The 25,338-nt window shown below is 71.6% G+C and carries 23 protein-coding genes; 15 read left to right on the forward strand and 8 right to left on the reverse strand.

Annotated features, from left to right (window positions below; translation table 11 throughout):
* Window positions 1-88 precede the first annotated feature (88 nt).
* Entirely contained in the window at window positions 89-1,846 is a 1,758-nt protein-coding gene (gene lysS, locus ABT057_RS38350) for a lysine--tRNA ligase (protein WP_352348540.1), read from the forward strand.
* Window positions 1,847-1,891: 45 nt separating this feature from the next.
* On the opposite strand, the gene ABT057_RS38355 is transcribed toward lysS, so the two are convergent.
* From ABT057_RS38355 to ABT057_RS38365, 3 genes are all read right to left on the reverse strand, one after another.
* Window positions 1,892-3,202, reverse strand: coding sequence for a DUF2637 domain-containing protein (locus tag ABT057_RS38355; RefSeq protein ID WP_352348541.1), 1,311 nt, complete (start codon window positions 3,200-3,202; stop codon window positions 1,892-1,894).
* Between the two features lie 74 nt (window positions 3,203-3,276).
* Entirely contained in the window at window positions 3,277-4,191 is a 915-nt protein-coding gene (locus ABT057_RS38360; RefSeq protein ID WP_352348542.1) for a DUF3558 domain-containing protein, read from the reverse strand.
* A 118-nt stretch (window positions 4,192-4,309) separates the two neighbouring features.
* The gene (locus ABT057_RS38365; RefSeq protein ID WP_352348543.1) at window positions 4,310-5,131 is read right to left on the reverse strand and encodes a DUF3558 domain-containing protein; all 822 of its coding nucleotides are present in this window, start codon (window positions 5,129-5,131) and stop codon (window positions 4,310-4,312) included.
* Between the two features lie 182 nt (window positions 5,132-5,313).
* On the opposite strand from ABT057_RS38365, the gene ABT057_RS38370 reads away from it, so the two are divergent.
* Complete coding sequence (locus ABT057_RS38370; RefSeq protein WP_352348544.1) at window positions 5,314-6,507, forward strand: RtcB family protein; 1,194 nt, start codon at window positions 5,314-5,316, stop codon at window positions 6,505-6,507.
* A 101-nt stretch (window positions 6,508-6,608) separates the two neighbouring features.
* Here ABT057_RS38370 and ABT057_RS38375 read toward each other — a convergent pair whose 3' ends face one another.
* Complete coding sequence (locus ABT057_RS38375; RefSeq protein WP_352348545.1) at window positions 6,609-7,865, reverse strand: GNAT family N-acetyltransferase; 1,257 nt, start codon at window positions 7,863-7,865, stop codon at window positions 6,609-6,611.
* A 93-nt stretch (window positions 7,866-7,958) separates the two neighbouring features.
* Here ABT057_RS38375 and ABT057_RS38380 point away from each other — a divergent pair, with 93 nt between their 5' ends.
* Together ABT057_RS38380 and ABT057_RS38385 are read left to right on the forward strand one after the other, a co-directional pair.
* Window positions 7,959-8,243, forward strand: a complete 285-nt coding sequence (locus ABT057_RS38380; protein WP_352348546.1) for a hypothetical protein — start codon at window positions 7,959-7,961, stop codon at window positions 8,241-8,243.
* Entirely contained in the window at window positions 8,231-8,548 is a 318-nt protein-coding gene (locus tag ABT057_RS38385) for a hypothetical protein (protein ID WP_352348547.1), read from the forward strand. The genes ABT057_RS38380 and ABT057_RS38385 overlap by 13 nt, the downstream gene beginning before the upstream one ends.
* Window positions 8,549-8,669: 121 nt before the next feature.
* Here the strand turns inward: ABT057_RS38385 and ABT057_RS38390 are convergent, their stop codons facing one another.
* Together ABT057_RS38390 and ABT057_RS38395 are read right to left on the reverse strand one after the other, a co-directional pair.
* Entirely contained in the window at window positions 8,670-9,446 is a 777-nt protein-coding gene (locus tag ABT057_RS38390) for an SDR family NAD(P)-dependent oxidoreductase (RefSeq protein WP_352348548.1), read from the reverse strand.
* A 51-nt stretch (window positions 9,447-9,497) separates the two neighbouring features.
* Window positions 9,498-9,836 (reverse strand): YnfA family protein, encoded by a 339-nt coding sequence (locus ABT057_RS38395; RefSeq protein WP_352348549.1) that lies wholly within the window; start codon window positions 9,834-9,836, stop codon window positions 9,498-9,500.
* A gap of 196 nt (window positions 9,837-10,032) precedes the next feature.
* Here ABT057_RS38395 and ABT057_RS38400 point away from each other — a divergent pair, with 196 nt between their 5' ends.
* From ABT057_RS38400 to argG, 11 genes are all read left to right on the forward strand, one after another.
* Window positions 10,033-11,013 carry a permease gene (locus ABT057_RS38400; RefSeq protein WP_352348595.1) on the forward strand — a complete coding sequence of 327 codons (981 nt, stop codon included), beginning with the start codon at window positions 10,033-10,035 and terminating at the stop codon, window positions 11,011-11,013.
* Window positions 11,010-11,774: a TIGR03943 family putative permease subunit gene (locus ABT057_RS38405; RefSeq protein ID WP_352348550.1), complete on the forward strand. Its 765-nt coding sequence runs from the start codon at window positions 11,010-11,012 to the stop codon at window positions 11,772-11,774. Before ABT057_RS38400 ends, ABT057_RS38405 begins: the two co-directional genes overlap by 4 nt.
* Window positions 11,775-11,869: 95 nt before the next feature.
* A complete protein-coding gene (locus tag ABT057_RS38410) occupies window positions 11,870-12,961 on the forward strand; it encodes an LLM class flavin-dependent oxidoreductase (protein ID WP_352348551.1) in 1,092 nt (363 codons plus the stop codon).
* The gene (locus ABT057_RS38415; RefSeq protein WP_352348552.1) at window positions 12,958-13,548 is read left to right on the forward strand and encodes an FMN reductase; all 591 of its coding nucleotides are present in this window, start codon (window positions 12,958-12,960) and stop codon (window positions 13,546-13,548) included. The genes ABT057_RS38410 and ABT057_RS38415 overlap by 4 nt, the downstream gene beginning before the upstream one ends.
* A 106-nt stretch (window positions 13,549-13,654) precedes the next feature.
* The gene (locus ABT057_RS38420; RefSeq protein WP_352348553.1) at window positions 13,655-14,380 is read left to right on the forward strand and encodes a response regulator transcription factor; all 726 of its coding nucleotides are present in this window, start codon (window positions 13,655-13,657) and stop codon (window positions 14,378-14,380) included.
* Between the two features lie 3 nt (window positions 14,381-14,383).
* On the forward strand, window positions 14,384-15,799 hold the full coding sequence (locus tag ABT057_RS38425) for a sensor histidine kinase (protein WP_352348554.1): 1,416 nt from the start codon (window positions 14,384-14,386) through the stop codon (window positions 15,797-15,799).
* Between the two features lie 49 nt (window positions 15,800-15,848).
* Window positions 15,849-17,114: an ArgE/DapE family deacylase gene (locus tag ABT057_RS38430; RefSeq protein WP_352348555.1), complete on the forward strand. Its 1,266-nt coding sequence runs from the start codon at window positions 15,849-15,851 to the stop codon at window positions 17,112-17,114.
* Between the two features lie 161 nt (window positions 17,115-17,275).
* Window positions 17,276-17,917 (forward strand): hypothetical protein, encoded by a 642-nt coding sequence (locus ABT057_RS38435; RefSeq protein WP_352348556.1) that lies wholly within the window; start codon window positions 17,276-17,278, stop codon window positions 17,915-17,917.
* A 142-nt stretch (window positions 17,918-18,059) separates the two neighbouring features.
* The gene (locus ABT057_RS38440) at window positions 18,060-18,659 is read left to right on the forward strand and encodes a sigma-70 family RNA polymerase sigma factor (protein ID WP_352348557.1); all 600 of its coding nucleotides are present in this window, start codon (window positions 18,060-18,062) and stop codon (window positions 18,657-18,659) included.
* Between the two features lie 174 nt (window positions 18,660-18,833).
* The gene (locus tag ABT057_RS38445) at window positions 18,834-21,290 is read left to right on the forward strand and encodes a SpoIIE family protein phosphatase (RefSeq protein WP_352348558.1); all 2,457 of its coding nucleotides are present in this window, start codon (window positions 18,834-18,836) and stop codon (window positions 21,288-21,290) included.
* Between the two features lie 88 nt (window positions 21,291-21,378).
* Entirely contained in the window at window positions 21,379-22,833 is a 1,455-nt protein-coding gene (gene argG, locus ABT057_RS38450; RefSeq protein ID WP_352348559.1) for an argininosuccinate synthase, read from the forward strand.
* A 91-nt stretch (window positions 22,834-22,924) separates the two neighbouring features.
* Here argG and ABT057_RS38455 read toward each other — a convergent pair whose 3' ends face one another.
* The gene (locus tag ABT057_RS38455; RefSeq protein ID WP_352348560.1) at window positions 22,925-23,749 is read right to left on the reverse strand and encodes an SAM-dependent methyltransferase; all 825 of its coding nucleotides are present in this window, start codon (window positions 23,747-23,749) and stop codon (window positions 22,925-22,927) included.
* An 84-nt stretch (window positions 23,750-23,833) separates the two neighbouring features.
* Window positions 23,834-25,306, reverse strand: coding sequence for an APC family permease (locus ABT057_RS38460; RefSeq protein WP_352348561.1), 1,473 nt, complete (start codon window positions 25,304-25,306; stop codon window positions 23,834-23,836).
* Window positions 25,307-25,338: the final 32 nt, after the last annotated feature.

The raw sequence follows: 25,338 nt of genomic DNA on the forward strand, positions 1-25,338 counted from the left end.
ATCCCATGGGGGGTAAAGCGGTTTTCGCGGGTGCGGGGTGGTCTGGGAGTATGGGACTCCCATACACAGGCTCCAGAATCAAGAGGACGTGCCGATCGTGGCTCAGAGCACCGAGACCACCGACTGGGTCTCCCGTTTCGCGGATGAGGTCATCGAGGAGTCGGAGCGTCGGGCCCCCGGCAAACCCGTCGTCGTCGCGTCCGGGCTCTCCCCCTCCGGTCCCATCCACCTGGGCAACCTGCGCGAGGTCATGACACCGCACCTCGTCGCCGACGAGATCCGGCGGCGCGGGCACGACGTCCGGCACCTGATCTCCTGGGACGACTACGACCGCTACCGCAAGGTGCCGGCCGGCATCGCCGGGGTCGACGACTCCTGGGGCGAGCACATCGGCAAGCCCCTGACCTCCGTCCCGGCCCCGGCCGGATCGGCGTACCCGAACTGGGCCGAGCACTTCAAGGCCGCGATGACCGAGTCGCTGGCCGAGCTGGGCGTCGAGTTCGACGGGATCAGCCAGACCGCCCAGTACACCGCCGGGGTCTACCGGCAGCAGATCCTGCACGCCGTCGCGCACCGGGCCGAGATCGACGCGATCCTCGACCAGTACCGCACGAAGAAGGACCCGGCGAAGCAGAAGCAGCAGCAGTCGCAGAAGCCGGTCGACGAGGCCGAGCTGGAGGCCGCCGAGGGGTCCGGGGCGGCGAGCGAGGACGACGGCTCGTCCGGGGCCGGATCCGTGGGCTACTTCCCGTACAAGCCGTACTGCGGCAACTGCGAGAAGGACCTCACGACCGTCACCGCCTACGACGACGACAGCACCGAGCTGACGTACTCCTGCACCCTCTGCGGGTTCTCCGAGACCGTCCGGCTCAACGAGTTCAACCGCGGCAAGCTGGTCTGGAAGGTGGACTGGCCGATGCGGTGGGCGTACGAAGGGGTCGTGTTCGAGCCGAGCGGGGTCGACCACTCCTCGCCCGGCTCCAGCTTCCAGGTCGGCGGGCAGATCGTCGGCATCTTCGGCGGGAAGCAGCCGATCGGGCCCATGTACGCCTTCGTCGGCATCAGCGGCATGGCGAAGATGTCCTCCTCGCGGGGCGGCGTGCCCACACCGGCCGACGCCCTGAAGATCATGGAGCCGCAGATCCTGCGCTGGCTCTACGCCCGGCGCCGGCCCAACCAGTCCTTCAAGATCGCCTTCGACCAGGAGATCCAGCGGCTCTACGACGAGTGGGACAAGCTGGACGCGAAGGTGGCGGAGGGGGCCGCCCTCCCGGCCGACGTCGCCGCGCACTCGCGTGCCGTGCGCACGGCCGGCGGCGAGCTGCCGCGCACTCCGCGACCGCTGCCGTACCGGACCCTCGCGTCCGTCGCCGACATCACCGCCGGCGAACAGGAGCAGGCACTGCGGATCCTGAGCGAACTGGACCCGCAGAACCCGCTCGGAACACTGGAGGAGGCCCGGCCGCGCTACGACAGGGCGGAGGCCTGGATCAACACGCACGTCCCCGCCGACCAGCGGACCATCGTGCGCGGCGAGCCGGACGCCGAACTGCTGAAGTCCCTCGACGGCGCCGCGCAGGAATCACTGCGGCTGCTGCTCGACGGCCTCGCCGAGCACTGGTCGCTGGACGGGCTCACCCATCTCGTCTACGGCGTCCCCAAGGTGCAGGCCGGGTTCCCCGCCGACGCCACGCCCAAGGAACTGCCGCCGGAGATCAAGACCGCCCAGCGGACGTTCTTCGCGCTGCTGTACCACCTGCTCGTCGGGCGCGACACCGGGCCGCGGCTGCCCACGCTGCTGCTCGCCGTCGGACAGGAGCGGGTGCGGGCCCTGCTCGGGGAGTGAGGCCGTGAGAAAAGCGTCCGGTGCCCTCGGGCACCGGACGCTTTCTCATGCGATGTGGTCCTCCTCCAGTTCCGCCGAGTGACGGTGCTGGAAGCGTTCCGCGAGGGTCTTCAGAGCGCTGGGGCTGAGCGTCGTGCCGAACGTCGCCTCGATGTTGTCACCCAGCACCCGGGGCGTCGGGTAGCTGCCGTCTATCGACCTGACGAAGATCTGGTAGTACGCGTCCTCGTCCGGCTCCGGGGTGCCGCCGCCCTCACCCAGTTCGCGGGTGCGGTTCGGGCCCACCGGGATGGGAAAGGTGCCCGTCTCCTCCGGAGAGGGCTCCTCGCCGGGAACGGGAGGCTCTTCCTCGTACTGCTCCCGGTACTCGTCGGCGTGCTGCTGCTGCTCGTACCACTGGGCGTACTGCTCGGACGGGTCGTACGTGGGGTCGTAGCCACCCTGGTACTCGACGTTGGTGGGGGCGGCCGCCTGGAACCAGGGGCTCTCGTCGGGGACGGGGGCGGGTTCTTCATGGACGGGCCGGCCGGGGTCCTGGCGCCGGCCGCCGAGGGGGGCCGTTCGCTGCGGGACGGGAGCCGCCCCGGAGGCACGACCGCCCGCGACCGCGTCGAGCGGAGCGGCGGTCAGTTCCTGGTGCTGGGGGGCCGGGGGCAGCAGCGCAGGCTCTATGCCCGCCGCTGCCAGGCCCGCCGGTGCCGTCTCCGCCAGGGGCACTCCGTAACGGGCCAGGCGCAGCGGCATCAACGACTCCACCGGGGCCTTCCGCCGCCAGGCTCGGCCGAAGCGGGAACGCAGCCTCGCCTGGTAGACGAGACGTTCCTGCTCCAGCTTGATGACCTGGTCGTAGGAGCGGAGCTCCCACAGCTTCATACGGCGCCAGAGCAGGAAGGTGGGCAGCGGGGAGAGCAGCCAGCGCGTGATGCGGACGCCCTCCATGTGCTTGTCCGCCGTGATGTCCGCGATCCGGCCGATCGCGTGCCGGGCCGCCTCGACCGCCACGACGAACAGGACGGGGATCACCGCGTGCATACCGGTGCCCAGCGGGTCCGGCCAGGCGGCCGCGCCGTTGAAGGCGATCGTGGCCGCCGTCAGCAGCCAGGCCGTCTGACGCAGCAGCGGGAACGGGATGCGGATCCACGTCAGGAGCAGGTCCAGGGCGAGCAGGACGCAGATCCCCGCGTCGATGCCGACCGGGAACACATAGGAGAAGTTCCCGAAGCCCTTCTTCAGAGCCAGCTCGCGCACGGCCGCGTACGAGCCGGCGAAGCCGATGCCGGCGATGATCACGGCGCCGGTCACGACCACGCCTATGAGAACGCGGTGCATCCGAGTCAGCTGGATTGGCGCGGCCACCTACTCCCCTCCCCTTGCGTGTTGTTGCGCGCAACAGGGTGGCACATGTGTGCGGCGAACGGGTTGCCGGATCGTCAGCTCTTCGAAGGAGAGGGCGACGACGAAGCCGACTTCGTGGGGGAGGCCGAGGGCGACCCGGAAGCGGTCTTCGTGGGCGACGGACTCGTCGCCGACGCCGAACTCCCGCTGCCGCCTTCGCCGTTGGCGGACCGGACGGCGGCGACCACCTCCTTGGCGGCCTTCTTCGCGGCCGCCGTCAGGGTGTCCGCGCTCGGCGTCTTCTCACCCGCGAGGCCGGCGCCGTTGTAGTCGAGAGTGACCACCACGTTCTCCACCCGGGTCACGACCGTCTGCTGCTTGAAGGCGCCTTCCTTCTTCTTCAGGTCGTAGCGCACGAGGGTCGTCTCGTCGCCCGTCCCGGCGACCGTCTCCGTCTTGGCGTTCTTCGCGTCCGTCACCGCCTGGGCGGCCTTGACCTGCTTCGCGTAGTACGTCTGCGCCTGCGACTCGGCGTCGCCGCTCGCCGCGTCCGACTCGAAACGCAGCAGGGAGACGTTGAGCCAGCGGAACTGCGAGCCCTTCACACCGTTGTTGTCCAGGCTCGACCAGGAGCAGCTGGCACGCGCCCCGATGTCGCGGGAAGTGCCCTCCTTGCCGGAGGACGTGCCCTTCGGGACCAGTTCGGTCAGCGTCTTCTTCGACAGCACCTTGCACGCGCCGGGCAGCGTCGCGTACGCCGCCGCCTGCACGGTCGGCGAGGCGCTCGCGGCGACGTCACCGGCGCCCGCGGCGCTGTCCGCTGAGCTGGAGGCGGCGCTCGAGTCGGCGCTCGAGTCCGAGCCGGAGTCAGAGGAGCAGGCCGCGGAGAACAGCATCACCGGCGCGGCGAGCGCGGCTGCGAGGACGCGGTTCAGGCCTCCCGTGCGGGGGGCGCGCTGGTTCAACTGGTCGTCTCGCTGGGCTCGTCGCTGCATGGTTCCTTCACTCATGACGCTCGTGGTTCCTGCGGTCGGATCGGGTCCGAGGGGCCACGGTACGCGGTGAGACAGCTGTGCGGTTCCCCTTCAAGGGCTTTGCGGACGGGCGACGAGCGGGCGCCGAAGGGCCTCAGCCGGCCAGGGAGTCGGCCAGCTGAGCCGCCAGTTTCCGGGCCTTGTCCTGCATTTCCTCACTGTCCGGGACCGCGCCGACGGTGGCCGGCTGCTCCTCGTACTCGATGGTCACGATGACGTTGGACGTGCGGAACGCCACAGTCACGGTGCGCTGTTTCGCCGTCGAACCCGAGCTGCCGAGGGCGTCGTCGACGAACGCCTCGTCGCCGAGGTCTTCGAGCAGGCGGGGCTGGAGGTCGGCGGGGGTGGTGGAAGGGGAGGGGGAGCCGGAGGCGGGGGAGGACGTCGGGGTGGAGGAAGGAGAGGACGAGGTGGAGGGGCTCGCGGTGCCTGAGGGGGACGCCGTGCCGGTCTCGGAGGCGATGGGCTCCGGGAGGTCGGCCGCGGTGACCTTCCTGGCGAACAGTTCCTCGGCCTCGGCGTCGTCGCTGACGGCGTTGTCGTAGGAGACGACGCGTTCGAAGTCGACGAGGAGATGGTCGGTGGCGTCCGCCGACTGCACCTTCCAACGGCAGCCGACCTTGCGGTCGGTGTCGAACGTCAGCGTCGCCTCACCGGCGTAGGCGGTCTCGCGCTGCTGCTCGTCGGTGATCTCCCGGATGCCGGGGAGGAGGGAGTCGAGCGTGGAGCGGCCGAGGGCGCCGCAGGGCTCCGGGAGGGTCGTGTACTTGCCGGGCTGGGCGGCGGCCGAGGCGGTGCCGGCCTGGCCGGGGTTGGAGTTGTCCGTCTCGCCGCCGTTGTCGGAGCCGCCGGTGCAGCCGGCCAGCAGCGCCGCGAGGAGTGCGACGACGCCGGGTACGTAGGCCTTCCGCTGCACGGTCGGCTCCTCTCGACGGTCGTGACGTTGGCTTATTGGGTTGCCGGGCGGGGGTGGCCCCGGCAGACAATGTGTATCGCACGCAACACCGTGGATGCCGGTCCGCTGTCCTGTTTGCCGGTCCTTGGCACCGGTTTTGCGGCTCATCACTTTTGTAATTTTTCCGGGGGAACGAGGACGATATGTCGTACGTGGAAATGCCGGGCGCGAAGGTGCCGATCCGGATGTGGACCGACCCTTCGACGGTCGAGGACGTGGCGCTGCAGCAGCTGCGGAACGTCGCGACCCTGCCGTGGATCAAGGGCCTGGCGGTCATGCCGGACGTGCACTACGGGAAGGGTGCGACGGTCGGCTCGGTCATCGCGATGCAGGGGGCGGTGTGCCCGGCCGCGGTGGGGGTCGACATCGGGTGCGGGATGTCCGCCGTCAAGACCTCTCTCACGGCGAACGACCTGCCGGGGGATCTGTCCCGACTGCGGTCGAAGATCGAGCAGGCCATTCCGGTGGGGCGGGGGATGCATGACGATCCCGTGGATCCGGGCGGGCTGTACGGGTTCGCGGCCTCGGGGTGGGACGACTTCTGGGGGCGGTTCGACGGGGTTGCGGAGGCTGTGAAGTTCCGGGGGGAGCGGGCCGCGAAGCAGATGGGAACGCTCGGAGCCGGCAACCACTACATCGAACTTTTGTTTGATTCGGAAAATGTTGTGTGGCTGACGCTTCACTCCGGGTCCAGGAACATCGGCAAGGAACTGGCCGACTATCACATCGGCGTGGCCCAGAAGCTTCCGCACAACCAGGACCTGGTCGACCGTGATCTTGCGGTCTTCGTCTCGGACACCCCGCAGATGGCTGCCTACCGGAACGACCTCTACTGGGCGCAGGAGTACGCGAAGTACAACCGCTCGATCATGATGGCGCTCCTGAAGGACGTGATCCGCAAGGAGTTCCGGAAGGCGAAGCCAACCTTCGAGCCGGAGATCTCCTGCCACCACAATTACGTGGCGGAGGAACGGTATGAGGGCATGGATCTGTTGGTCACCCGAAAGGGCGCGATCCGGGCGGGCTCGGGCGAGTACGGGATCATTCCCGGCTCCATGGGTACAAGTTCGTACATCGTGAAGGGCCTGGGGAACGAGAAAGCCTTCAACTCGGCCTCGCACGGCGCGGGCCGCCGCATGAGCCGCAACGCGGCAAAGCGGCGCTTCTCGACGAAGGACCTGGAGGAGCAGACACGGGGCGTGGAGTGCCGTAAGGACTCCGGTGTCGTGGACGAGATCCCGGGGGCCTACAAGAACATCGACCAGGTGATGGGGCAGCAGCGGGACCTCGTTGAGGTCGTGGCGAAGCTGAAGCAGTTCATCTGCGTGAAGGGCTGAGGCGCCGGGGCGAGGGCCGTCGTGTCCGGTGGTCCGCCGCGAGGCCGGGCCGCCGGTTCGGCGGCCGATGAGCTGATCGATGACCGTTCACCCGTGGAGGTTCAGACGAGTCGTTTCTCCAGCAGGGTCACCGCGTACGGACTGCCCGAGCCGTCGTTCTTCGCCCCCTGTTCGCCCACGACCTGGTAGCCGGCGGACTCGTAGTACTCGCGCAGGCGGGGGTTGGAGGACAGGCAGTCCAGGCGGGCGTAGGGGCGGCCCTCGGCGGTGATGCGGGATTCGGCCTGTGCCAGCATCCTGCGGCCCGTTCCAGGGGGAGCCGTGTGCGGAGTGGTCATCAGGCGGTGGATGTAGCCGGCGTCGGGTGGGCGGGGGCCCCAGGCGGCCGGGTCGTCCCACCAGAGTTCCCAGGCGCCGGTCAACGAGCTGTTCGCGTAGGCCAGCCAGACCTCGCCCTCGCGCATGCGGTCGCGGAAATGGGTCTCGTTCTTTTCGCCCGGCTGCCATTGGCGGATGCCCCGGGCCAACTGCCAGAGTGCTGCCGTGTCGCGCAGGCGGACCAGGAGGGGGGCGTCCCGCGGGATCGCCTTGCGGTAGGTCAACGGCGGCCAGGTGGTGGGTTGTGGTTCCAGGAGGCGGGTGCGGAGGGCTGCCGACAGGGCGGTCGCGTTCAGCCCCAGGGCCGTCGTCACGTATGTGTCCACCGAGCCGTAGCGGGAGCGCAGGGCCTTCAGGAAGAGGCGCATCACCGACTCGGGGGCTCGGGCGAAGGACGGCCAGGTGGGGGAGCGGCCGTCGTTTCTCGCACGCCAGTCCGCCAGCAGGGCCGGTGCCGCGAGTTCCGTCAGGCTGAAGTCCTCGATGATCACTTCGTCGGGGACGCCGAGCAGGGCCAGGACCAGGGCCGCCAGTTGGCCCGTGCGGTCCTTGCCCGAGGCACAGTGGAAGACCAGGGGTTCATCCGCTTTCGCGACCAGTTCCAGGGCGGCCGCGATCTCCTTCGTACCGTCTTCCGCCACCTCCATGAAGCGTTCGGAGAGGTAGGGGCCCGGGGCGATGTCCGGGGTCAACGCGGCCTGGTCGTAGGGGCGGTGCTCGATGCTCAGGTTGTGGTAGGCGAAGGAGGCGTCCGCCGGGATTCGGCCTCTCCTCTCTGTCTCCCACGGGTGGCGGAGGTCGATCACCGTGCCCACGCCCAGGGACAGGAAGCGGTCCCAGTCGGCGGTGTTCCTCGTCAGCTTGCCCAGGGAGTCCGCGCGGAACAGGCGGGCGGGGCGGATCCGGTGGCCGTCCCGGGTGCGGTAGCCGCCCAGGTCGCGGAAGTTGTGCAGCTCGTCGAACGGTAGGTGTCTGTCCACGCCGTGACCTTATGCGTCCGCCCAGGAACCGAACTGCGGTTCGGCGTTGTCTTCGGTTTGGCCAGATCGGCTCGTTGACACGGGGGTGTCGTGATGAAGCGGTTGCGGGGTTCGGTGTGGGCGGCGGGGCTCGTGCTCGTCGTGGGGGGTCTGCTCGCGGGGTGTTCGCAGGAGTACGAGGACCAGCGGGGCAAGGGGGACGCCCCGGTCGCGGGGAAGGCGGGGGACGACACGCCCGCCGAGGTGTTCAACATGCCCGACGGGTTCGGGAACCTCGCGACGAAGTGTGTGGGGCACGGGTTTCGGGCGTATGTGACGACCAACGCGACCGGGCCGTCCAATGTGCAGATCGTCGAGGACAAGTCGTGCGGTGGGTGAGCGCCGGCCTGGTGGCCGTGCTCGTTCTCGCGCTCGGCGGGTGTTCGCAGAAGTACTACGACGAGCGGGGGAAGGCCGACGCGCCGGTGGCGGGGAAGGCCGGGGAGGATTCGGCCGCCGAGGTCTACAACTTCCCGGACGGGTTCGGGAACCTCGCCACCAAGTGCGTGGGTGAGGGGAAGCGGGGTTACGCGACGACCCGGGACATCCACGTGGAGGACGACGACGGCGACGGCCACTCCGACGTCGTGATCATTCCGGCCAACGCGGTGATCGTCGACGACCCCGGCTGCAAGGGGCCGTAGCCGCGCTACTTCGCGTGCCGTACCGCGTAGATCATGACGAACGCCACGATGTGGATGCCGAAGAGGAAGTAGCCGAGCCACCACCACATCTGGCGTTCGTCGTGCGGGTCTTTGCCGGTCATCACAGCTCCCGGTGCACCTTCGTGTTCGAGGCCTGGGCGCGTGGGCGCAGAACGAGGAGGTCGACGTTGACGTGGCTGGGGCGGGTCACCGCCCAGGTGATCGTGTCGGCCACGTCGTCGGCGGTGAGGGGTTCGGCCACGCCCTGGTAGACCGCCGCCGCCCTGTCGGCGTCGCCGCCGAAGCGGGTCAGGGCGAACTCGTCGGTCCGGACCATGCCGGGCGCGATCTCGATGACGCGGACCGGGCGGCCGACGATCTCCAGGCGCAGGGTCTCGGCGAGGACGTGGGCGCCGTGCTTGGCGGCGACATAGCCCGCGCCGCCCTCGTAGGTGCCGTGGCCTGCGGTGGAGGAGACGACGACGATCGTGCCGTCGCCGCTCGCGTCCAGTTTGGGGAGCAGGGCCTGGGTGACGTTCAGGGTGCCGAGGACGTTGGTCTCGTACATGGTGCGCCAGTCCTCGGGGTCGCCGGTGGCGACCGGGTCGGCGCCGAGCGCGCCGCCCGCGTTGTTCACGAGGACGCCGATCGTCTTGAAGGCGGTGGCGAACTCGTCGACCGCCGCGCGGTCCGTCACGTCCAGCTGGTACGCCGTCGCTGAGTGGCCCGCCGCGGTGATCTCCTCGGCCAGCGTCTCGATCCGGTCCTTGCGGCGGGCGGTGAGGACGACGCGGTAGCCGGCCGCGGCGAGCTGACGAGCCGTGGCGGCGCCGATCCCGCTGCTCGCACCCGTGACGACGGCGATGCGGGAGGCGGCGGACGGGGCGGCGATGGCCATGGGCTGCTCCTGGGTGAGGGGTGGGGCGCTGCCGTCCAGCGTAGGGGAGGGTCAGCCGCCGGTCCTCGGCGCCCACATGATGACGGCCATGCCGGTCAGGCAGACAAGGGCTCCGGTGATGTCCCAGCGGTCGGGGCGGTAGCCGTCGGCGAGCGCGCCCCACAGGAGCGACCCGGCCACGAAGATGCCGCCGTACGCGGCGAGGATGCGGCCGAAGTGGGCGTCGGGCTGGAAGGTGGCGACGAAGCCGTAGGCGCCGAGGGCGAGGACACCGCCGGTGATCCACAGCCAGCCGCGGTGTTCGCGCAGGCCCTGCCAGATCAGCCAGGCGCCGCCGATCTCGAAGAGCGCGGCGACGACGAAGAGGGCTGCCGAGCGGAGGATGAGCATGGGCGGCAGCTTGCCACCGTCGCGGGGACGGGTACTGGGACGGGTACTGCTTCTGACCGTGTTTGCGGGGGGTGTGCGCTCCTTGTGAGGTCCGTGAGTACGATCGCGGCACGTGGGCGTGGACGTGGACCGCGGTGCGGGAAGCCACGTGGGGGGCGGACAGGTGACCGTTCAGGAGTCGGAGACACAACCCGTCGTGGCCGAGGGGGCCGTCGGGCGTGGACTGCCGCGCAACTGGGTCTTTTTGCTGCTCGGTGCGGCGGTCGTGCCGGGGGCGCTGCTGGTGCTGGTCGGGCGGTCGCTGGAGGAGCCGGCCGTGCAGGCGTGGCGGACGGTGTGTCTGGCGGTGACCGTGCAGGCGCTGCCGTTCCTGTTGCTGGGTACGGCGCTGTCGGGGGCGATCAACGCGTTCGTGCCGGCGAGTGTTTTCCAGCGGCTGCTGCCGAAGCGGCCGGCGCTGGCGGTGCCGGTGGCGGGGATGGCGGGGGTGGTGCTGCCGGGGTGCGAGTGCGCGTCCGTGCCGGTGGCGAACAGTCTGATCGGGCGGGGGGTGACTCCGGCGGCCGCGTTCGCCTTTCTGCTGTCGGCTCCCGCGGTGAATCCGGTGGTGCTGACGGCGACGGCCGTCGCGTTTCCCGGCAAGCCCGGGATGGTGCTGGCCCGGTTGCTCGCGTCGCTGGTGACGGCCGCGGTCATGGGCTGGCTGTGGCTGTGGCGGGGCCGGGAGGAGTGGCTGCGGCCGGTCGTGCGGCACACCGGGCACCGGGCGGGGGCGGACCGCTGGACGGAGTTCCGGCGCGGCTTCCAGCACGATTTCCTGCACGCGGGGGGCTTTCTGGTGGTGGGGGCGATGGCGGCGGCCACGTTCAATGTGGCGGTGCCGCGGTCGGTGCTCGACACGTTCGCGGGGTCGGTGTGGCTGTCGGTGCTGTTCCTGGCGGCGCTGGCGATCCTGCTGGCGGTGTGCAGCGAGGCGGACGCTTTCGTGGCGGCCTCGCTCAGCGGTTTCTCGCCGGTGGCGCGGCTGACGTTCATGGTGGTGGGGCCGATGGTCGACCTGAAGCTGATCGCGTTGCAGGCGGGGACGTTCGGGCGGGCCTTCGCGGTCCGGTTCTCCTCGGCGACGGTGGTCGTCGCGGTGGTGTGCAGCGCGGTGATCGGAGGGGTCCTGCTGTGAAGCGGTTCGTGCAGGTGGCGTTGTTGTTGCTCGGGGGGCTGGGGCTGTTGCAGACCTCGCTCTTCACGGACGAGTACCTGCGGCTCGTGAAGGAGGGGATGCGGCCGCTGCTGGTCGTCTCCGGGGTGGTGCTGGTGGGGCTGGGGGTGGTGGAGGCGTGGTCGGTGCTGGCGGGGCCCGGGCACCACGGGCGGCACGGGCATCATCCGGAGGGGGCGGAGGGTGTGGATGGTCACGGTCATGACCACTCCGGTGTGCCCAGGGTCGCCTGGCTGCTGTTCCTGCCCGTGCTGAGCCTGCTGTTCTATGCGCCGCCCGCGCTCGGGTCGTACACCGCCGCCCGTGAGCCCGCGAAGGCGGTCGCCGTGCAGGACGAGGGTTTCGATCCGCTGCCGGCGACCTCGCCGCTGCCGATGACGCTGACCGGCTTCACCCAGCGGGTGCAGCAGGACCGCAGCCGGGCCGTCCGGACGCGGACGGTCCTGATGACCGGGTTCGTCAGTCCGGCTCCGGCGAAGGACGACGGCTGGTACCTCACCCGGATCATCATCAGCTGTTGTGCGGCGGACGCCAGCTCGGTGAAGGTGCTGGTCCACGGGGTGCCGGCGCCGAAGACGGACTCGTGGGTGAACGTCACGGGGACCTGGCACGCGAGCGGCACGCTGGGGACGTCGTCGGCGGTGGTGGCGCTGGACGGGCGGAGCGTGAAGAAGGTGCGCAAGCCGTCCAACTCGTACATGGACGCGTTGCCGCTCGACTGAGGGCGGAGGGGCCGGTCGGAGAAGGAATAGAAAGGGAGAGGGGGTCGTTGCAGGGCTATAGTTGAACGGTCAACAACTTTGGAGGTTGAGCGACCATGCAGTTCGGGATCTTCACGGTGGGCGATGTCACGCCGGACCCGACGACGGGCCGTACGCCGAGCGAGCGCGAGCGGATCAAGGCCATGGTCGCCATCGCGCTGAAGGCCGAGGAGGTCGGACTCGACGTCTTCGCGACCGGTGAGCACCACAACCCGCCGTTCGTGCCCTCCTCGCCGACCACCATGCTCGGCTATGTCGCCGCGCGCACGCAGAAGCTGATCCTCTCCACCTCCACCACCCTGATCACCACCAACGACCCGGTGAAGATCGCCGAGGACTTCGCGATGCTCCAGCATCTCGCGGACGGGCGGGTGGACCTGATGATGGGCCGTGGCAACACCGGCCCCGTCTATCCGTGGTTCGGGCAGGACATCCGGCAGGGCATCAACCTCGCCATCGAGAACTACGCGCTGCTGCGCCGGCTGTGGCGCGAGGACGTCGTGGACTGGGAGGGGAAGTTCCGGACCGCCCTCCAGGGGTTCACCTCCACCCCGCGGCCGCTGGACGGCGTACCGCCGTTCGTCTGGCACGGCTCCATCCGGTCGCCCGAGATCGCCGAGCAGGCCGCCTACTACGGTGACGGCTTCTTCCACAACAACATCTTCTGGCCGGCCGACCACACCAAGCGGATGGTCGAGCTGTACCGGTCCCGGTACGCCCACTACGGGCACGGCACGCCGGAGCAGGCGATCGTCGGGCTCGGCGGGCAGGTGTTCATGCGGCACAACTCGCAGGACGCCGTGCGCGAGTTCCGGCCCTACTTCGACAACGCGCCGGTGTACGGGCACGGCCCGTCGCTGGAGGACTTCACCGACCAGACCCCGCTGACCGTCGGCACCCCCGAGCAGGTCGTCGAGAAGACGCTCGCCTTCCGTGAGTACGCCGGCGACTACCAGCGCCAGCTGTTCCTCGTGGACCACGCGGGGCTGCCGCTGAAGACCGTGCTGGAGCAGATCGACATGCTGGGCGAGGAGGTCGTGCCGGTGCTGCGCAAGGAGTTCGCGACCGGCCGGCCGGCCGGGGTGCCGGACGCGCCGACCCACGCCTCGCTGGTCGAGGCCGCCCGGGAAGGGGTGAACGTCGCATGAAGCTCGTCGTCGTCTCGGCGGGACTGAGCGTCCCGTCGTCGACCCGGCTGCTGGCCGACCGGCTGGCCCGGGCCGTGGGGGAGAACGTCCCGGTGGACGTGCGGGTCGTGGAGCTGCGCGACCTCGCCGTGGAGATCGCGCACAACTTCACCAACGGCTTTCCGGGGCGGGGGCTCGCCGAGGCCCTGGAGGCGGTGACGGACGCGGACGGACTCGTCGTCGTCACACCGGTGTTCTCCGCCTCCTACAGCGGGCTGTTCAAGTCGTTCTTCGACGTGCTGGACCAGGAGGCGCTGGCGGGCAAGCCGGTGCTGATCGCGGCGACCGGCGGCTCCGCCCGGCACTCGCTGGTGCTCGAGCACGCGCTGCGGCCGCTCTTCTCCTATCTGCGGGCCGTCGTCGTCCCGACCGCCGTGTACGCGGCCTCGGAGGACTGGGGGACCGAGGGGCTGCCCGAGCGGATCGGGCGGGCGGCGGGGGAGCTGGCGGCACTGATGGGCGGCCGGCCGGCACCCGGGAAGGTGAAGGACGAGTTCGCGGTCGTACCGTTCGCCGAGCAGCTGGCGGCGCTGCGGCCCGCAGGCTGAGAACCGTCGGCCGGTTGCCTCCGGCAGAGTGAGAGGGCAGTAAGAAGGCCGCCGGAAGGAAGATCATCAGGTCGTCCCACTCCGAAAGCTTGGCAAACTGGGCGGCGTGCCTCCCACCCTGCTGCTCGCCGAAGACGACCGCGCCATCCGCCACGCCCTGGAACGCGCCCTGTCCCTGGAGGGATACCAGGTCACCGCGGTCGCCGACGGCGTCGAGGCACTGGCGCACGCCCACAAGTCACCGCCGGACGTGCTCGTCCTCGACGTGATGATGCCCGGGATCGACGGCCTCCAGGTCTGCCGCGTCCTGCGCGCCGAGGGCGACCGCACGCCGATCCTGATGCTCACCGCGCTCGTGGAGACCGCCGACCGGATCGCCGGCCTCGACGCGGGCGCGGACGACTACGTCGTCAAGCCGTTCGACGTCGAGGAGGTCTTCGCCCGGCTGCGGGCGCTGCTGCGCCGGACCAGCCCGGGCAGTGTCCCCGCGCCCGCCGCCGGGGTCCCCGCCACGCCGAAGCAGTCCCCCGAACGGTATCTGGAGGCGGCCGGGCTGCGGATGGACCCGCAGGCGCGGCGGGCCTGGCGGGGCGACAAGGAGCTGGAGCTGACGCGCACCGAGTTCGAGCTGCTTGAGCTGCTGGTGCGCAACGCGGGGATCGTCCTCGACCACTCCACCATCTACGACCGCATCTGGGGCTACGACTTCGGTCCCGGCTCCAAGAACCTCGCCGTCTACGTCGGCTACCTGCGCCGCAAGCTGGACCAGCCGGGCGCCGCGCAGCTGATCCACACGGTGCGCGGGGTGGGATACGTCCTGCGGGAGGGCTGAGCGGTGGGCCGGCTCCGCCGGCTGCTGGCGCGGCCGCGGCCCAAGCTGGTGTCGCTGCGCACCACCTTCGCGGTGTCGTTCGCGGCGGTGACCGCGGCCGTCACCGTCCTTGTGGGTGTGCTGTCGTACTCGGCGGCCGCCCGGCTGGTGCGCGTCGACCAGGAGTCGGTGTTCGACGAGGTCGTGCAGGACCTGCGGGACGAGGTGCAGGGGCACCGGATGACGCCGGAGGACTTCCTGTCGGCCGCCCCCGGGCATGACATCGTGCGGCCGGCGCGGACGAACGTGCAGGTGCTGGGGGCCGACGGCGCGGTCGTGGACGGCGGGAGCCCGGTGCTGCCGGTGGTGGCCGCGGACCGGGAGGTCGCGGCCGCCGGGCCGGCCGGAAGGATGGCCGAACACAAGGACGTGGACGTCGGCAGCGACGTGTACCGGGTGGCGACCGTGGCGCTCGGCGGCGGGCGCGGCGCGGTGCAGGTGGCGCAGGAGTTCAGCGACACCGAGGACCTGCTGCGGGCGCTCCAGCAGCGCACGCTCGTCCTGATGACCGTCGTCGTGACGGCGGCGGGCCTGTTCGGCTGGTGGCTGGCCCGGCGCATCACCCACCGGCTGGTCATCCTCACCACCGCCGCCGAGGACGTGGCCCGCACCCGCAGGCTCGGCGTCCAGGTGCCGGTCACCGGCCATGACGAGGTGGGCCGGCTGGGCCGGGCCTTCGACCGCATGCTGGGGCGGCTCGCCCAGTCGGAGGAGGACCAGCGGCGGCTGGTGCAGGACGCCGGGCACGAGCTGCGGACGCCGCTGACGTCGCTGCGGACGAACATCTCGATGCTGCGCAGGATCGACGAGCTGCCCCCGTCCATGCGGGAGGAGCTGGTGGCCGACCTCACCCAGGAGGCGCGCGAGCTGACCGACCTGGTGAACGAGCTGGTGGACCTCGCGGCAGGGCAGTCCGACACCGAGCCCCCGCAGAAACTGGACCTCGCCGACATCGTCGAGGAGGTGGCGGGGCTCGCCCGGCGCCGGACCGGGCGGGAGATCGTGGTGCGGGCCAGCGGGGACACCACGACCGACGGGCGGCCGGGCATGCTCCAGCGGGCGGTGTCGAACCTGGTGGAGAACGCGACCAAGTTCGACCGGGAGGGCCGGGCGCCCGTCGAGATCACCGTCACCGGGCCGGCCCGGCCGGGGGTGGTCCGCGTCGAGGTCCTCGACCGCGGGCCCGGGATCGCCGAGGCAGACCTCATCCGCGTGTTCGACCGCTTCTACCGCGCCGCCGACGCCCGCTCCCTGCCCGGTTCGGGCCTCGGCCTGTCCATCGTGCGGGAGGTGGCCCTCGCCCACGGCGGCTCGCCCTTCGCCCGCCGGCGCTCCGGCGGCGGCTCGGTGATCGGGTTCACGGTCGGCGGGCGGGTCTGAAGGGAACGCTCCCCTCGGTGGAGGACGGACGACCGAGGGGAGCGCATACGTGCTGAGCGACCGGGAGGCGGCCGCACTGGCGGCGGTCGACGAGACGGACGCCGTGAAGACGCTGCTGGAGCTGATCGCGATACCGAGCGTCACCGGGAGTGCCGCCGAGTCCGAGCTGCAGCACCGTCTCGCGGGACGCCTCGAACGGCTCGGGCTGGACGTCGACCTGTGGTCCATGGACCTGCCCGCACTGCTCGCGCACCCGGACTTCCCCGGCATGGAGGTGCCGCGCGAGGAGGCCTGGGGGCTGGTGGGACACACCGGCGACGGTGGCGACGGGCCCACGCTGATCCTCCAGGGGCATGTGGACGTCGTACCGCCCGGGGACCCGGCCGCGTGGGACGGCGATCCGTTCGTGCCCAGGGTGACCGGCGACCTCGTGCACGGGCGCGGGGCCTGCGACATGAAGGCCGGGCTGGTGGCGCACCTGGCCGCGCTGGCGGCGATCCGGGCGGCCGGGGTGCGGCTGCGCGGGCGGGTCGCCGTGCACTTCGTGGTGGGGGAGGAGGACGGCGGCATCGGCGCCTTCGGGACCCTGCGACGGGGATACGGCGGAGACGCCTGCGTGATCGCCGAGCCGACCGCGGGGACCGTGATCACCGCCAACGCGGGCGCGCTGACCTTCCGCATCACCGTGCCCGGCAGGGCGGCCCACGCCAGCTCCCGGGAGGCCGGGGTGAGCGCGATCGACGCCTATCTGCCGCTGCACCGGGCGCTGGCCCGGCTGGAGGCCGAACGCAACCGCGACCCCGATCCGCTGCTCGCCGAGTATCCGATCCCCTACTCCCTCTCCGTCGGCACCCTGCGCTCCGGCGACTGGGCCAGCAGCGTGCCGGACGCGCTGGTCGCGGAGGGGCGGCTCGGGGTGCGGCTGGGGGAGGACCCGGCGCGGGCGCGGGCGCTGCTGGAACGGTGTGTGGCGGAGGCCGGGGCCGAGGACCCCTGGCTGCGGGCGCATCCGGCGGTGGTGACCTGGCCGGGCGGGCAGTTCGCGAGCGGGCGGCTGGCGGCCGGGCATCCGCTGCGGGACACGGTGGCCGGGGCCTGCGCCGACGCGACCGGCCGGGCCCGGCCCCGGGAGCGCGGGGCGACGTACGGCAGCGACCTGCGGCACTACACCGGCGCCGGGATTCCGGCGCTGCAGTTCGGGCCGGGGGACATCGCGGTCGCGCACAGCGCGCGTGAGCACGTGTCCGTGCGGGAGGTCGCGGATGCGGCGCGGGCGATGGTGCTGACGGTGCTGCGGACGGTGGGCGTGAAGTGAGGATGCTTCGGCGGGGCGTGGAACCCGGCGGGGCGGCGCGGCCTCTTGGCCTGCGGAACCGTGCACCGGCGGCCCGGTGAACCTGTGGGTGCCGAGCAGGGGGCTGTGAGTTCCTCTGCGCCCCTCTGAAGGCCGCGGTGCGGATGCAAGGATGTGGCGCCATGACAGCCGGGTGGTGTTCACGCATGCTGCGGGCCGCGATGTTCGCGGCCGTGTGCGTGCTGCTCGCCGCCCTGGGCCATGTGCTGATGTCCGGCGTCCATGTCCCCGGCTGGGCGTTGGCCGCCGCGGCCGCGGCGACCGGCGGGGCCGGCTGGTGTCTCGCGGGCCGTGAGCGCGGGACCGCGCCGGTGGTGGCGGTCGTGGTGGCCGCGCAGGCGGCGCTGCACTCGGCGTTCGCGTACGCCCGCCCGGCGGGCACGGCGGCCTCCATGGCCGGAGCGGCCACGGACTCCGTGCGCATGGCGGGCATGGCGGACATGACAGACGTGGCGGACATGGCCCACTCGGCGCCCGTGCCCGTACCCGTCACCTCCTGGTCCGGCGGGATGCTCGCCGCCCACCTGCTGGCCGCGCTGCTGTGCGGACTGTGGCTGGCGTACGGCGAGAAGGCCGCGTTCCGCTTCCTGCGGGCCGTCGGCGGATGGCTGGCGGCGCCGCTGCGGCTGCTGCTCGCCCTGCCCCGGCCGCTGGACCGCCCGCGGGTGGCGCCGCGTCCCCGCGGCTCACTGCCCGTGCCGGGGTTCCTCCTCGTCCACGCGATCACTTCTCGGGGTCCGCCCCTGGGGGCCGCTGCCGCCTGACGGCAGCCGGCGATCCCGGGCCGCCCCTGCGCGCCCCGGGCCCCGGCCGTGCGCGCGCCCAGGCGCGGTGCGGCCGCATCCCCCTCACCCGGACCGCCCGGCCAGCAGGCCGCCGTGCCCGGACGACCGAGAAGGACACCTCGTGGTCACCCCTGCCGCAAAACCGTGCCCGGACGAGTCGATCACCGCGTGGGCGCTGGCCGCCCGCGGCGGTGACGCCGCCGCCGTCGAGCAGTTCGTGCGCGCCCTGCACCGGGACGTCCAGCGCTTCGTCGCCCATCTGTGCGCCGATCCCCAGGCTGTGGACGACCTCGCGCAGGACACGTTCCTGCGGGCGCTGGGCAGCCTGGACCGTTTCGAGGGCCGTTCCTCCGCCCGCTCCTGGCTGCTGTCCATCGCGCGCCGGGCGGTGATCGACAGCTACCGGCACGCCGCCGCCCGGCCGCGGCTGAGCGACGCACCGGACTGGCAGCTGGCCGTCGAGTCGGCCCAGCCGCGCGGTCTGCCCGGCTTCGAGGACGGCGTCGCGCTGCTCGACCTGCTGGCCGTGCTGCCCGACGAGCGGCGGGAGGCGTTCGTCCTGACCCAGCTGCTCGGCCTGCCGTACGCGGAGGCGGCGGAGGTCAGCGACTGCCCTGTGGGCACGGTCCGCTCCCGGGTGGCCCGGGCCCGCGCGACGCTGCTGGACCTGCTGGGCGAGGCGGACCTGGCCGGCCGGGCGGAGGTGCTGCAGCCGGCCTGACCGGGGAGGGCGCGCCCCGCGCGACGGGCCGTCGGGCGAAGTCGGCCGTCGCGCGAAGTGTTCGGACGCTTGAAGTGTTCGGACGCTTGAACGGGAAATAATGCGACATAGAGCTGTGTAAGACCAGATAGGGATATGTGGGACCAGTCACGCGGGAGAGCGAGATGAGCGGCCATGGAGCGGCGTACCGCCGACGGCCGGGAAGCGCGGGGTGTGCCGGGCGACGGCGAGGCACCCACCGTCCGGGTCACCGTCGACGAGCACGGCACGGTGACCGGCTGGAACGAGGGTGCCGAGCGCCTGCTCGGGTACGCCGCGCCGGAGGTCGTGGGCCGGCCGGCCGCCGCGCTGCTCGCCGAGGAACCCGGTCGGGCGCGGGACCTTCCACCGCTCGCCGCCCTGCCGAGGTGGAGCGGCACGCTCGCCCTGCGGCACCGGGCCGGACACCGCGTCGAGGCCAGGGTCCTGGCGCATCACCGGACCGGCGGCGACGGGACCCGTGACTGGCTGCTGGTCTGCGCCGCGCCCCGGCCGCGGTTCGCCTCCGACGACGACGAGCTCATGCGGTGGGGGATCCTGCAGTCCCCGTCCTGCGCCACCTCGGTGCTCGACACCGACCTGCTGTTCCGCCGCTCCAACCGGGCCGCCGAGCGCGCTCTGGGCCTGAGCGCGGAGGACATGCGCGGGCTGCGGCTGACGGACGTGCTTCCGGTGCCGCTGGCGGAGGAGATCGAGCGGCGGATGCGGCAGGTCCTGGAGACCGGCGAGCCGCAGTATCTCGAGAACCACGCGCAGGCTCCCGGGGAGGCGCGTGAGCACGCCTGGTCGGTCCAGCTCTACCGGGTGGAGGACCCGGACGGCCGGATCCTCGGCGTCGCCAACACCGGGCACGACGTGACCGAGCAGTACTGGGCGCGCAAGCGCCTCCAGCTGATCGCGGAGGCCAGTACCCGGATCGGCAGCACTCTCGACGTGACGCGGACGGCGCAGGAACTGGCGGACGTGGTGGTCCCGGCGCTCGCCGACTTCCTCAGCGTCGACCTGCTGACCTCGTTCGAGGAGGGCGGACACGAGGGAGAGCCGGGGCGGGAGGGGGCGGCGACCGCCGGGGCGCTGCGGCTGCGGCGCGTCGCCCACCAGTCCGCGCTGCCGGGAGTGCCCGAGGCGGTGCTGCCCGTCGGCGAGGTGGACGAGTACCCGGAGGGCTCGCCGCCGGTCGAGTGCCTGCGCACGGGGCGGGGCGTGCGGCGCCGGATGAGCGGGTCCATGATCCCCGAGTGGGTCGCCGGGGACGCGGTGCGGACCGCCCGCATCCGCGAGTTCGGTTTCCACTCCGTGATGGCCGTGCCCCTGTCCGCCCGCGGCACCGCCCTGGGGGTCGTCGTCTTCGCCCGCCACCGGACCCCGGCGCCGTTCCAGGAGGACGACCTCCTGCTCGCCGAGGAACTGGCGGCGCGGGCGGCGGTCTGCATCGACAACGCCCGGCGCTACACCCGCGCCCGGGGCACGGCGGTCACCCTGCAGCGCAGTCTGCTGCCGCAGCGGCTGCCCGAGCAGTCGGCGGTCGAGGTCGCCTACCGCTATCTGCCGGCGGGCGCGCGGGCCGGGGTGGGCGGCGACTGGTTCGACGTGATCCCGCTGTCCGGGGCCAGGGTGGCGCTGGTGGTGGGGGACGTGGTGGGGCACGGCATCCACGCCTCCGCGACCATGGGGCGGCTGCGGACGGCCGTCCGCACACTCGCGGACATCGATCTGCCGCCGGACGAACTGCTCACCCATCTCGACGACCTGGTGGCCCGGCTGGCCGTCGAGGCGGACTCGGCGGCGACCGGGGAGACCGCCGGGGACGTGGGCGCGACCTGTCTGTACGCCGTCTACGACCCCGTCTCGCGCCGGTGCGCCCTGGCCCGGGCCGGGCATCCGCTGCCCGCGCTGGTGAGTCCGGACGGCGAGGTGGAGCTCCTCGAACTGCCCGCGGGGCCGCCGCTGGGCCTCGGCGGGCTCCCCTTCGAGGCGGTCGATCTCGAACTGCCGGAGGGCAGTGTGCTCGCCCTCTACACGGACGGTCTGATCGACTCCAGGTCCCGGCCGGACGGCGACGCCGGCGAGGAGGTCGACGGCGTCGCCCGGCTGTGCCGGATCCTCGCCGCCCCCGCCGCCTCCCTGGAGACCCTGTGCGACGGGGTCCTCGCCGGGATGCTGCCGCAGCGGCCCGTCGACGACGTGGCGCTCCTCGTCGCCCGGACCCGGGAGCTGGACGCCTCCCGGGTCGCCATCTGGGACGTCGTGCCCGACCCGGCCGCCGTCGCCGAGACCCGCAAGAACGTCGTCGCGCGGCTGGAGGACTGGGGGCTGGGGGAGGCGTCCTTCGTGACCGAGCTGATCGTCAGCGAGCTGGTCACCAACGCGATCCGGCACGCCGAACCGCCCGTGCAGCTGCGGCTCATCCACGACCGCACGCTCATCTGCGAGGTGTCCGACGCCAGCAGCACGGCGCCCCACATGCGCCGGGCCCGCACCTTCGACGAGGGCGGGCGGGGCCTGCTCCTGGTCGCCCAGCTGACCGAACGCTGGGGGACGCGGCCCGGGGTGGGCGGCGGGAAGACGATCTGGGCGGAACAGAACGTGTGAGCCACCTGGGCCGCCCGCAGGGTGTGACGCTGGTCACGGCTGCACGGGTGACTTTGCATGGTCATGCGTTATCGCGCATACTCTTCCTATGTCCAAGGTCCTCACCTCCCTTCCCGTCGGCGAGCGCGTCGGCATCGCCTTCTCGGGCGGACTCGACACGTCGGTCGCGGTTGCCTGGATGCGCGACAAGGGCGCCGTCCCGTGCACCTACACCGCCGACATCGGCCAGTACGACGAGCCCGACATCGCCTCGGTGCCCGGCCGTGCGCAGGCCTACGGCGCCGAGATCTCGCGCCTGGTCGACTGCCGCGCGGCGCTGGTCGAGGAGGGCCTGGCGGCGCTCGCCTGCGGCGCGTTCCACATCCGCTCGGGCGGGCGGGCGTACTTCAACACCACGCCGCTGGGCCGCGCCGTCACCGGCACCCTGCTGGTGCGGGCGATGCTCGAGGACGACGTCCAGATCTGGGGCGACGGCTCGACCTTCAAGGGCAACGACATCGAGCGGTTCTACCGCTACGGCCTGCTGGCCAACCCGCACCTGCGGATCTACAAGCCCTGGCTGGACGCGGACTTCGTGACCGAGCTCGGCGGCCGCAAGGAGATGTCCGAGTGGCTGGTCGCCCACGGCCTGCCCTACCGGGACAGCACCGAGAAGGCGTACTCCACCGACGCCAACATCTGGGGCGCCACCCACGAGGCCAAGACGCTCGAGCACCTGGACACCGGTGTCGAGACCGTCGAGCCGATCATGGGCGTGCGGTTCTGGGACCCGTTGGTCGAGATCGCCCCCGAGGACGTGACGATCGGCTTCGACCAGGGCCGCCCGGTCACCGTCAACGGCAAGGAGTTCGGCTCCGCCGTCGAGCTGGTGATGGAGGCCAACGCGATCGGCGGCCGGCACGGCCTCGGCATGTCCGACCAGATCGAGAACCGGATCATCGAGGCCAAGAGCCGCGGCATCTACGAGGCGCCCGGCATGGCCCTGCTGCACGCGGCGTACGAGCGGCTCGTCAACGCCATCCACAACGAGGACACCGTCGCCCAGTACCACAACGAGGGACGGCGTCTCGGCCGGCTGATGTACGAGGGCCGCTGGCTGGACCCGCAGGCGCTGATGGTCCGTGAGTCGCTGCAGCGCTGGGTCGGCGCGGCCGTCACCGGCGAGGTGACCCTGCGGCTGCGGCGCGGCGAGGACTACTCGGTCCTCGACACCACCGGCCCGGCGTTCAGCTACCACCCGGACAAGCTGTCCATGGAGCGCACCGAGGACTCCGCGTTCGGTCCGGTGGACCGGATCGGCCAGCTCACCATGCGCAACCTCGACATCGCCGACTCGCGCGCCAAGCTGGAGCAGTACGTCGGCCTCGGCCTGATCGGCACCGGCAGCCCCACCATCGGCGCCTCCCAGGCGGCCGCGACCGGGCTGATCGGCACCATGCCGGAGCTCCCGGAGGGCGGCGCCGAGGCCATCGCCTCCCGCGGCGAGGTCTCCGAGGACGACGAACTGCTGGACCGCGCGGCGATGGAGTTCGGCACGGACTGACTCGGCGGGCACAGGACACGGGAAGGCCGGTCCGGCGCATCACGGCGCCGGACCGGCCTTCCCGTGTTTCCCGTCAGCCTCCGAGGGACTGTCAGGCGTCGTCCTTGCGGGCCACACCGCCGTAGAAGCCGACCGGGGGCCCCGCGGGGTCGACGGGCTCGTCGGGGCGCCACTCCGGGATCAGGACCAGGCCCGGGTCGACCAGGGTGAGGCCGCGGAAGAACTCCAGCACCCGGGCCTGCCCCCGGGGGTTCATGCTGGCGGTGGCGCTGTTGTAGATCTTCACCGCGTCCGCGCGGCCGTCGTCGAAGATGTCGACGGTCGCGTGGGACAGGATGAGGTACGAACCCGTGGGCAGCCCGTCGAGGAGGGTGGCGACGATCGCGTCCGGGTCCTCCTCCTCCGTGACGAAGTGCAGGATGGCCACCAGCATCAGCGCCACGGGCTGGTCGAAGTCGATGACCCGGCGCACCTCGGGGTGGTCGAGGATCGCCCGGGGGTCGCGCAGATCGGCCAGGACGACGGAGGTGTGGGCGTCGTCGTCGTCCAGCAGGGACTGCGAGTGGGCGCTGACGATCGGGTCGTTGTCGACGTACGCGATACGGGTCTCGGGGGCGACCGCCCGCGCTATCTGGTGCACGTTGGGCTCGGTCGGCAGACCGGTGCCGATGTCCAGGATCTGCCGGATGCCGGCCTCCTCGACGACGTACCGCACGGCGCGCTGCAGGAAGCGCCGGTTGGCGCGGACGGCCGCCCGCACCTCCGGGGCCACCTTGATGAAGTTCTCGGCGGCCTCCTGGTCGACCTCGTAGTTGTCCTTGCCGCCGAGGAAGTAGTCGTACATCCGGGCCGGATGCGGCTTGCTCGTGTCGATCTTCAACGCCGGGCGGGCGCTGCCGCCCTGGGGGGAGGTCATGAAGCCTGGCTCCGTCCTGAACTCGTATCCGCGGCAGAGGTGTTCGCCGCCGAGCGAACCATGGTGAGTGACTGTCAGATCATCTCACTCCGCGTCGGCCACGACCGAACCCACCCGGTCGGCCAGACCAGGGTCACGGCGGACCAGGACGGCCGCGTAGCCGACGGCCGCGAGCAGCGTGCCCAGCGCCGCGTACGGGAACCAGTTGTACGGCGCCGGCTGGCCGGGCTTGGCCAGGTAGTAGAGGGGGACCAGGATCGCCAGGGTGCCGAGCGCGGGCAGCACCAGGTGCCGGACGGTCCGGAACTCCTGCGGACGGTAGCGGCGGTAGTACAGCGGCAGGGCGAGGTTGGACGCGAGATAGACCAGCAGGATCAGGATGGCGCCCAGACTGGAGGACTCGGTGAAGAAGACCACCGGGTCCATCGGGCCGCCGTCCGCGCCGAGCAGATGGCCGAGGCCCCAGCCCGCGATGATCAGCAGCGCGGTGACGGTGAAGGTGACGATCGCGTTGTTCGGCGTACGGCGCGTGGGGTGGACGTAGCCGAAGAAGGAGGGCAGCAGACCCTCGCGTCCGGCGTTGAACACCAGCCTCGCCTGGGAGTTGATGCCCGCGATCAGTACCCCGAGAGTGGACGTCAGACCGCCGACGTAGGCGAAGAACGCCAGCGCGCCGAGCGTGTGCCGCGCCACGTCGACGAAGGGGATCGGCGAGTCGCCGAGCCGTTCGACGTCGTAGCCGAAACCGGTGACCGTGGCGTAGGAGAAGAGGATGTAGCTCACCGTCATGATCGCCACGGAGGAGAACACCGCCCGGCCGACGTTGCGCCGCGGGTTCTCCGTCTCCTCCGCCAGCGCCGCCGAGTTCTCCCAGCCGATGAACAGGTACACCGCCAGCGGGAAGCCGGCCGCGAGGCCCCTGACTCCGTGGGTGAGGTGGGAGGGCAGGAAGGGCGCGGCGGAGAGGTCGCCGCGGTGTTCCACGAGCGCCGCGACGGACACCACGACCAGCATCAGCATCTCCACGCCGAAGAAATAGCCGGCCCACTTGGTGGAGACCACGATCCCGCGCAGCATCAGCACCACCGACAGCCCGGTCAGCAGCAGCGTCCAGATGATCCACGGCAGGTCGACACCGGTGTAGTGGTGCAGGGTGATCTGCACGAACCCGCCCGAGATCGCGATGACGGAGGCCATCGCGATGATGTAGCCGAGGCCGGCCAGCAGCGCGGTGGTGACGGCGCTGACCGGCCCGAAGGTCCGGCCGACGAAGGTGATGAAACTGCCCGCCGACGGGTGCGCCCGGGAGAACTCGGCGAGCGTGTTGCCGAGCAGCGCGACCGCCACCCCCGCGGCCATGATGGTCAGCGGCGACGCGACCCCCGCGGTCGTGGCCAGGAACGCGAAGCCGAAGAAGAAGCTCATGGCTGGGCCGACGTTGGCCATGGTGGCGGCGGCGATGTCCGCCATGCCGAGGACACCGCCGCGCAGCCGCTGCGGCGTGCCGCCGGCGGGGCCCGATGTCGACGACGGGCCGACGGCTCCGGGGTCAGGCATGCGACAGCTCCTGGGAGTACGGGAGGAACGAG

Origin of the sequence: Streptomyces sp. NPDC002588, from assembly GCF_040295925.1 — a bacterium.
Taxonomy (GTDB): Bacteria; Actinomycetota; Actinomycetes; order Streptomycetales; family Streptomycetaceae; genus Streptomyces.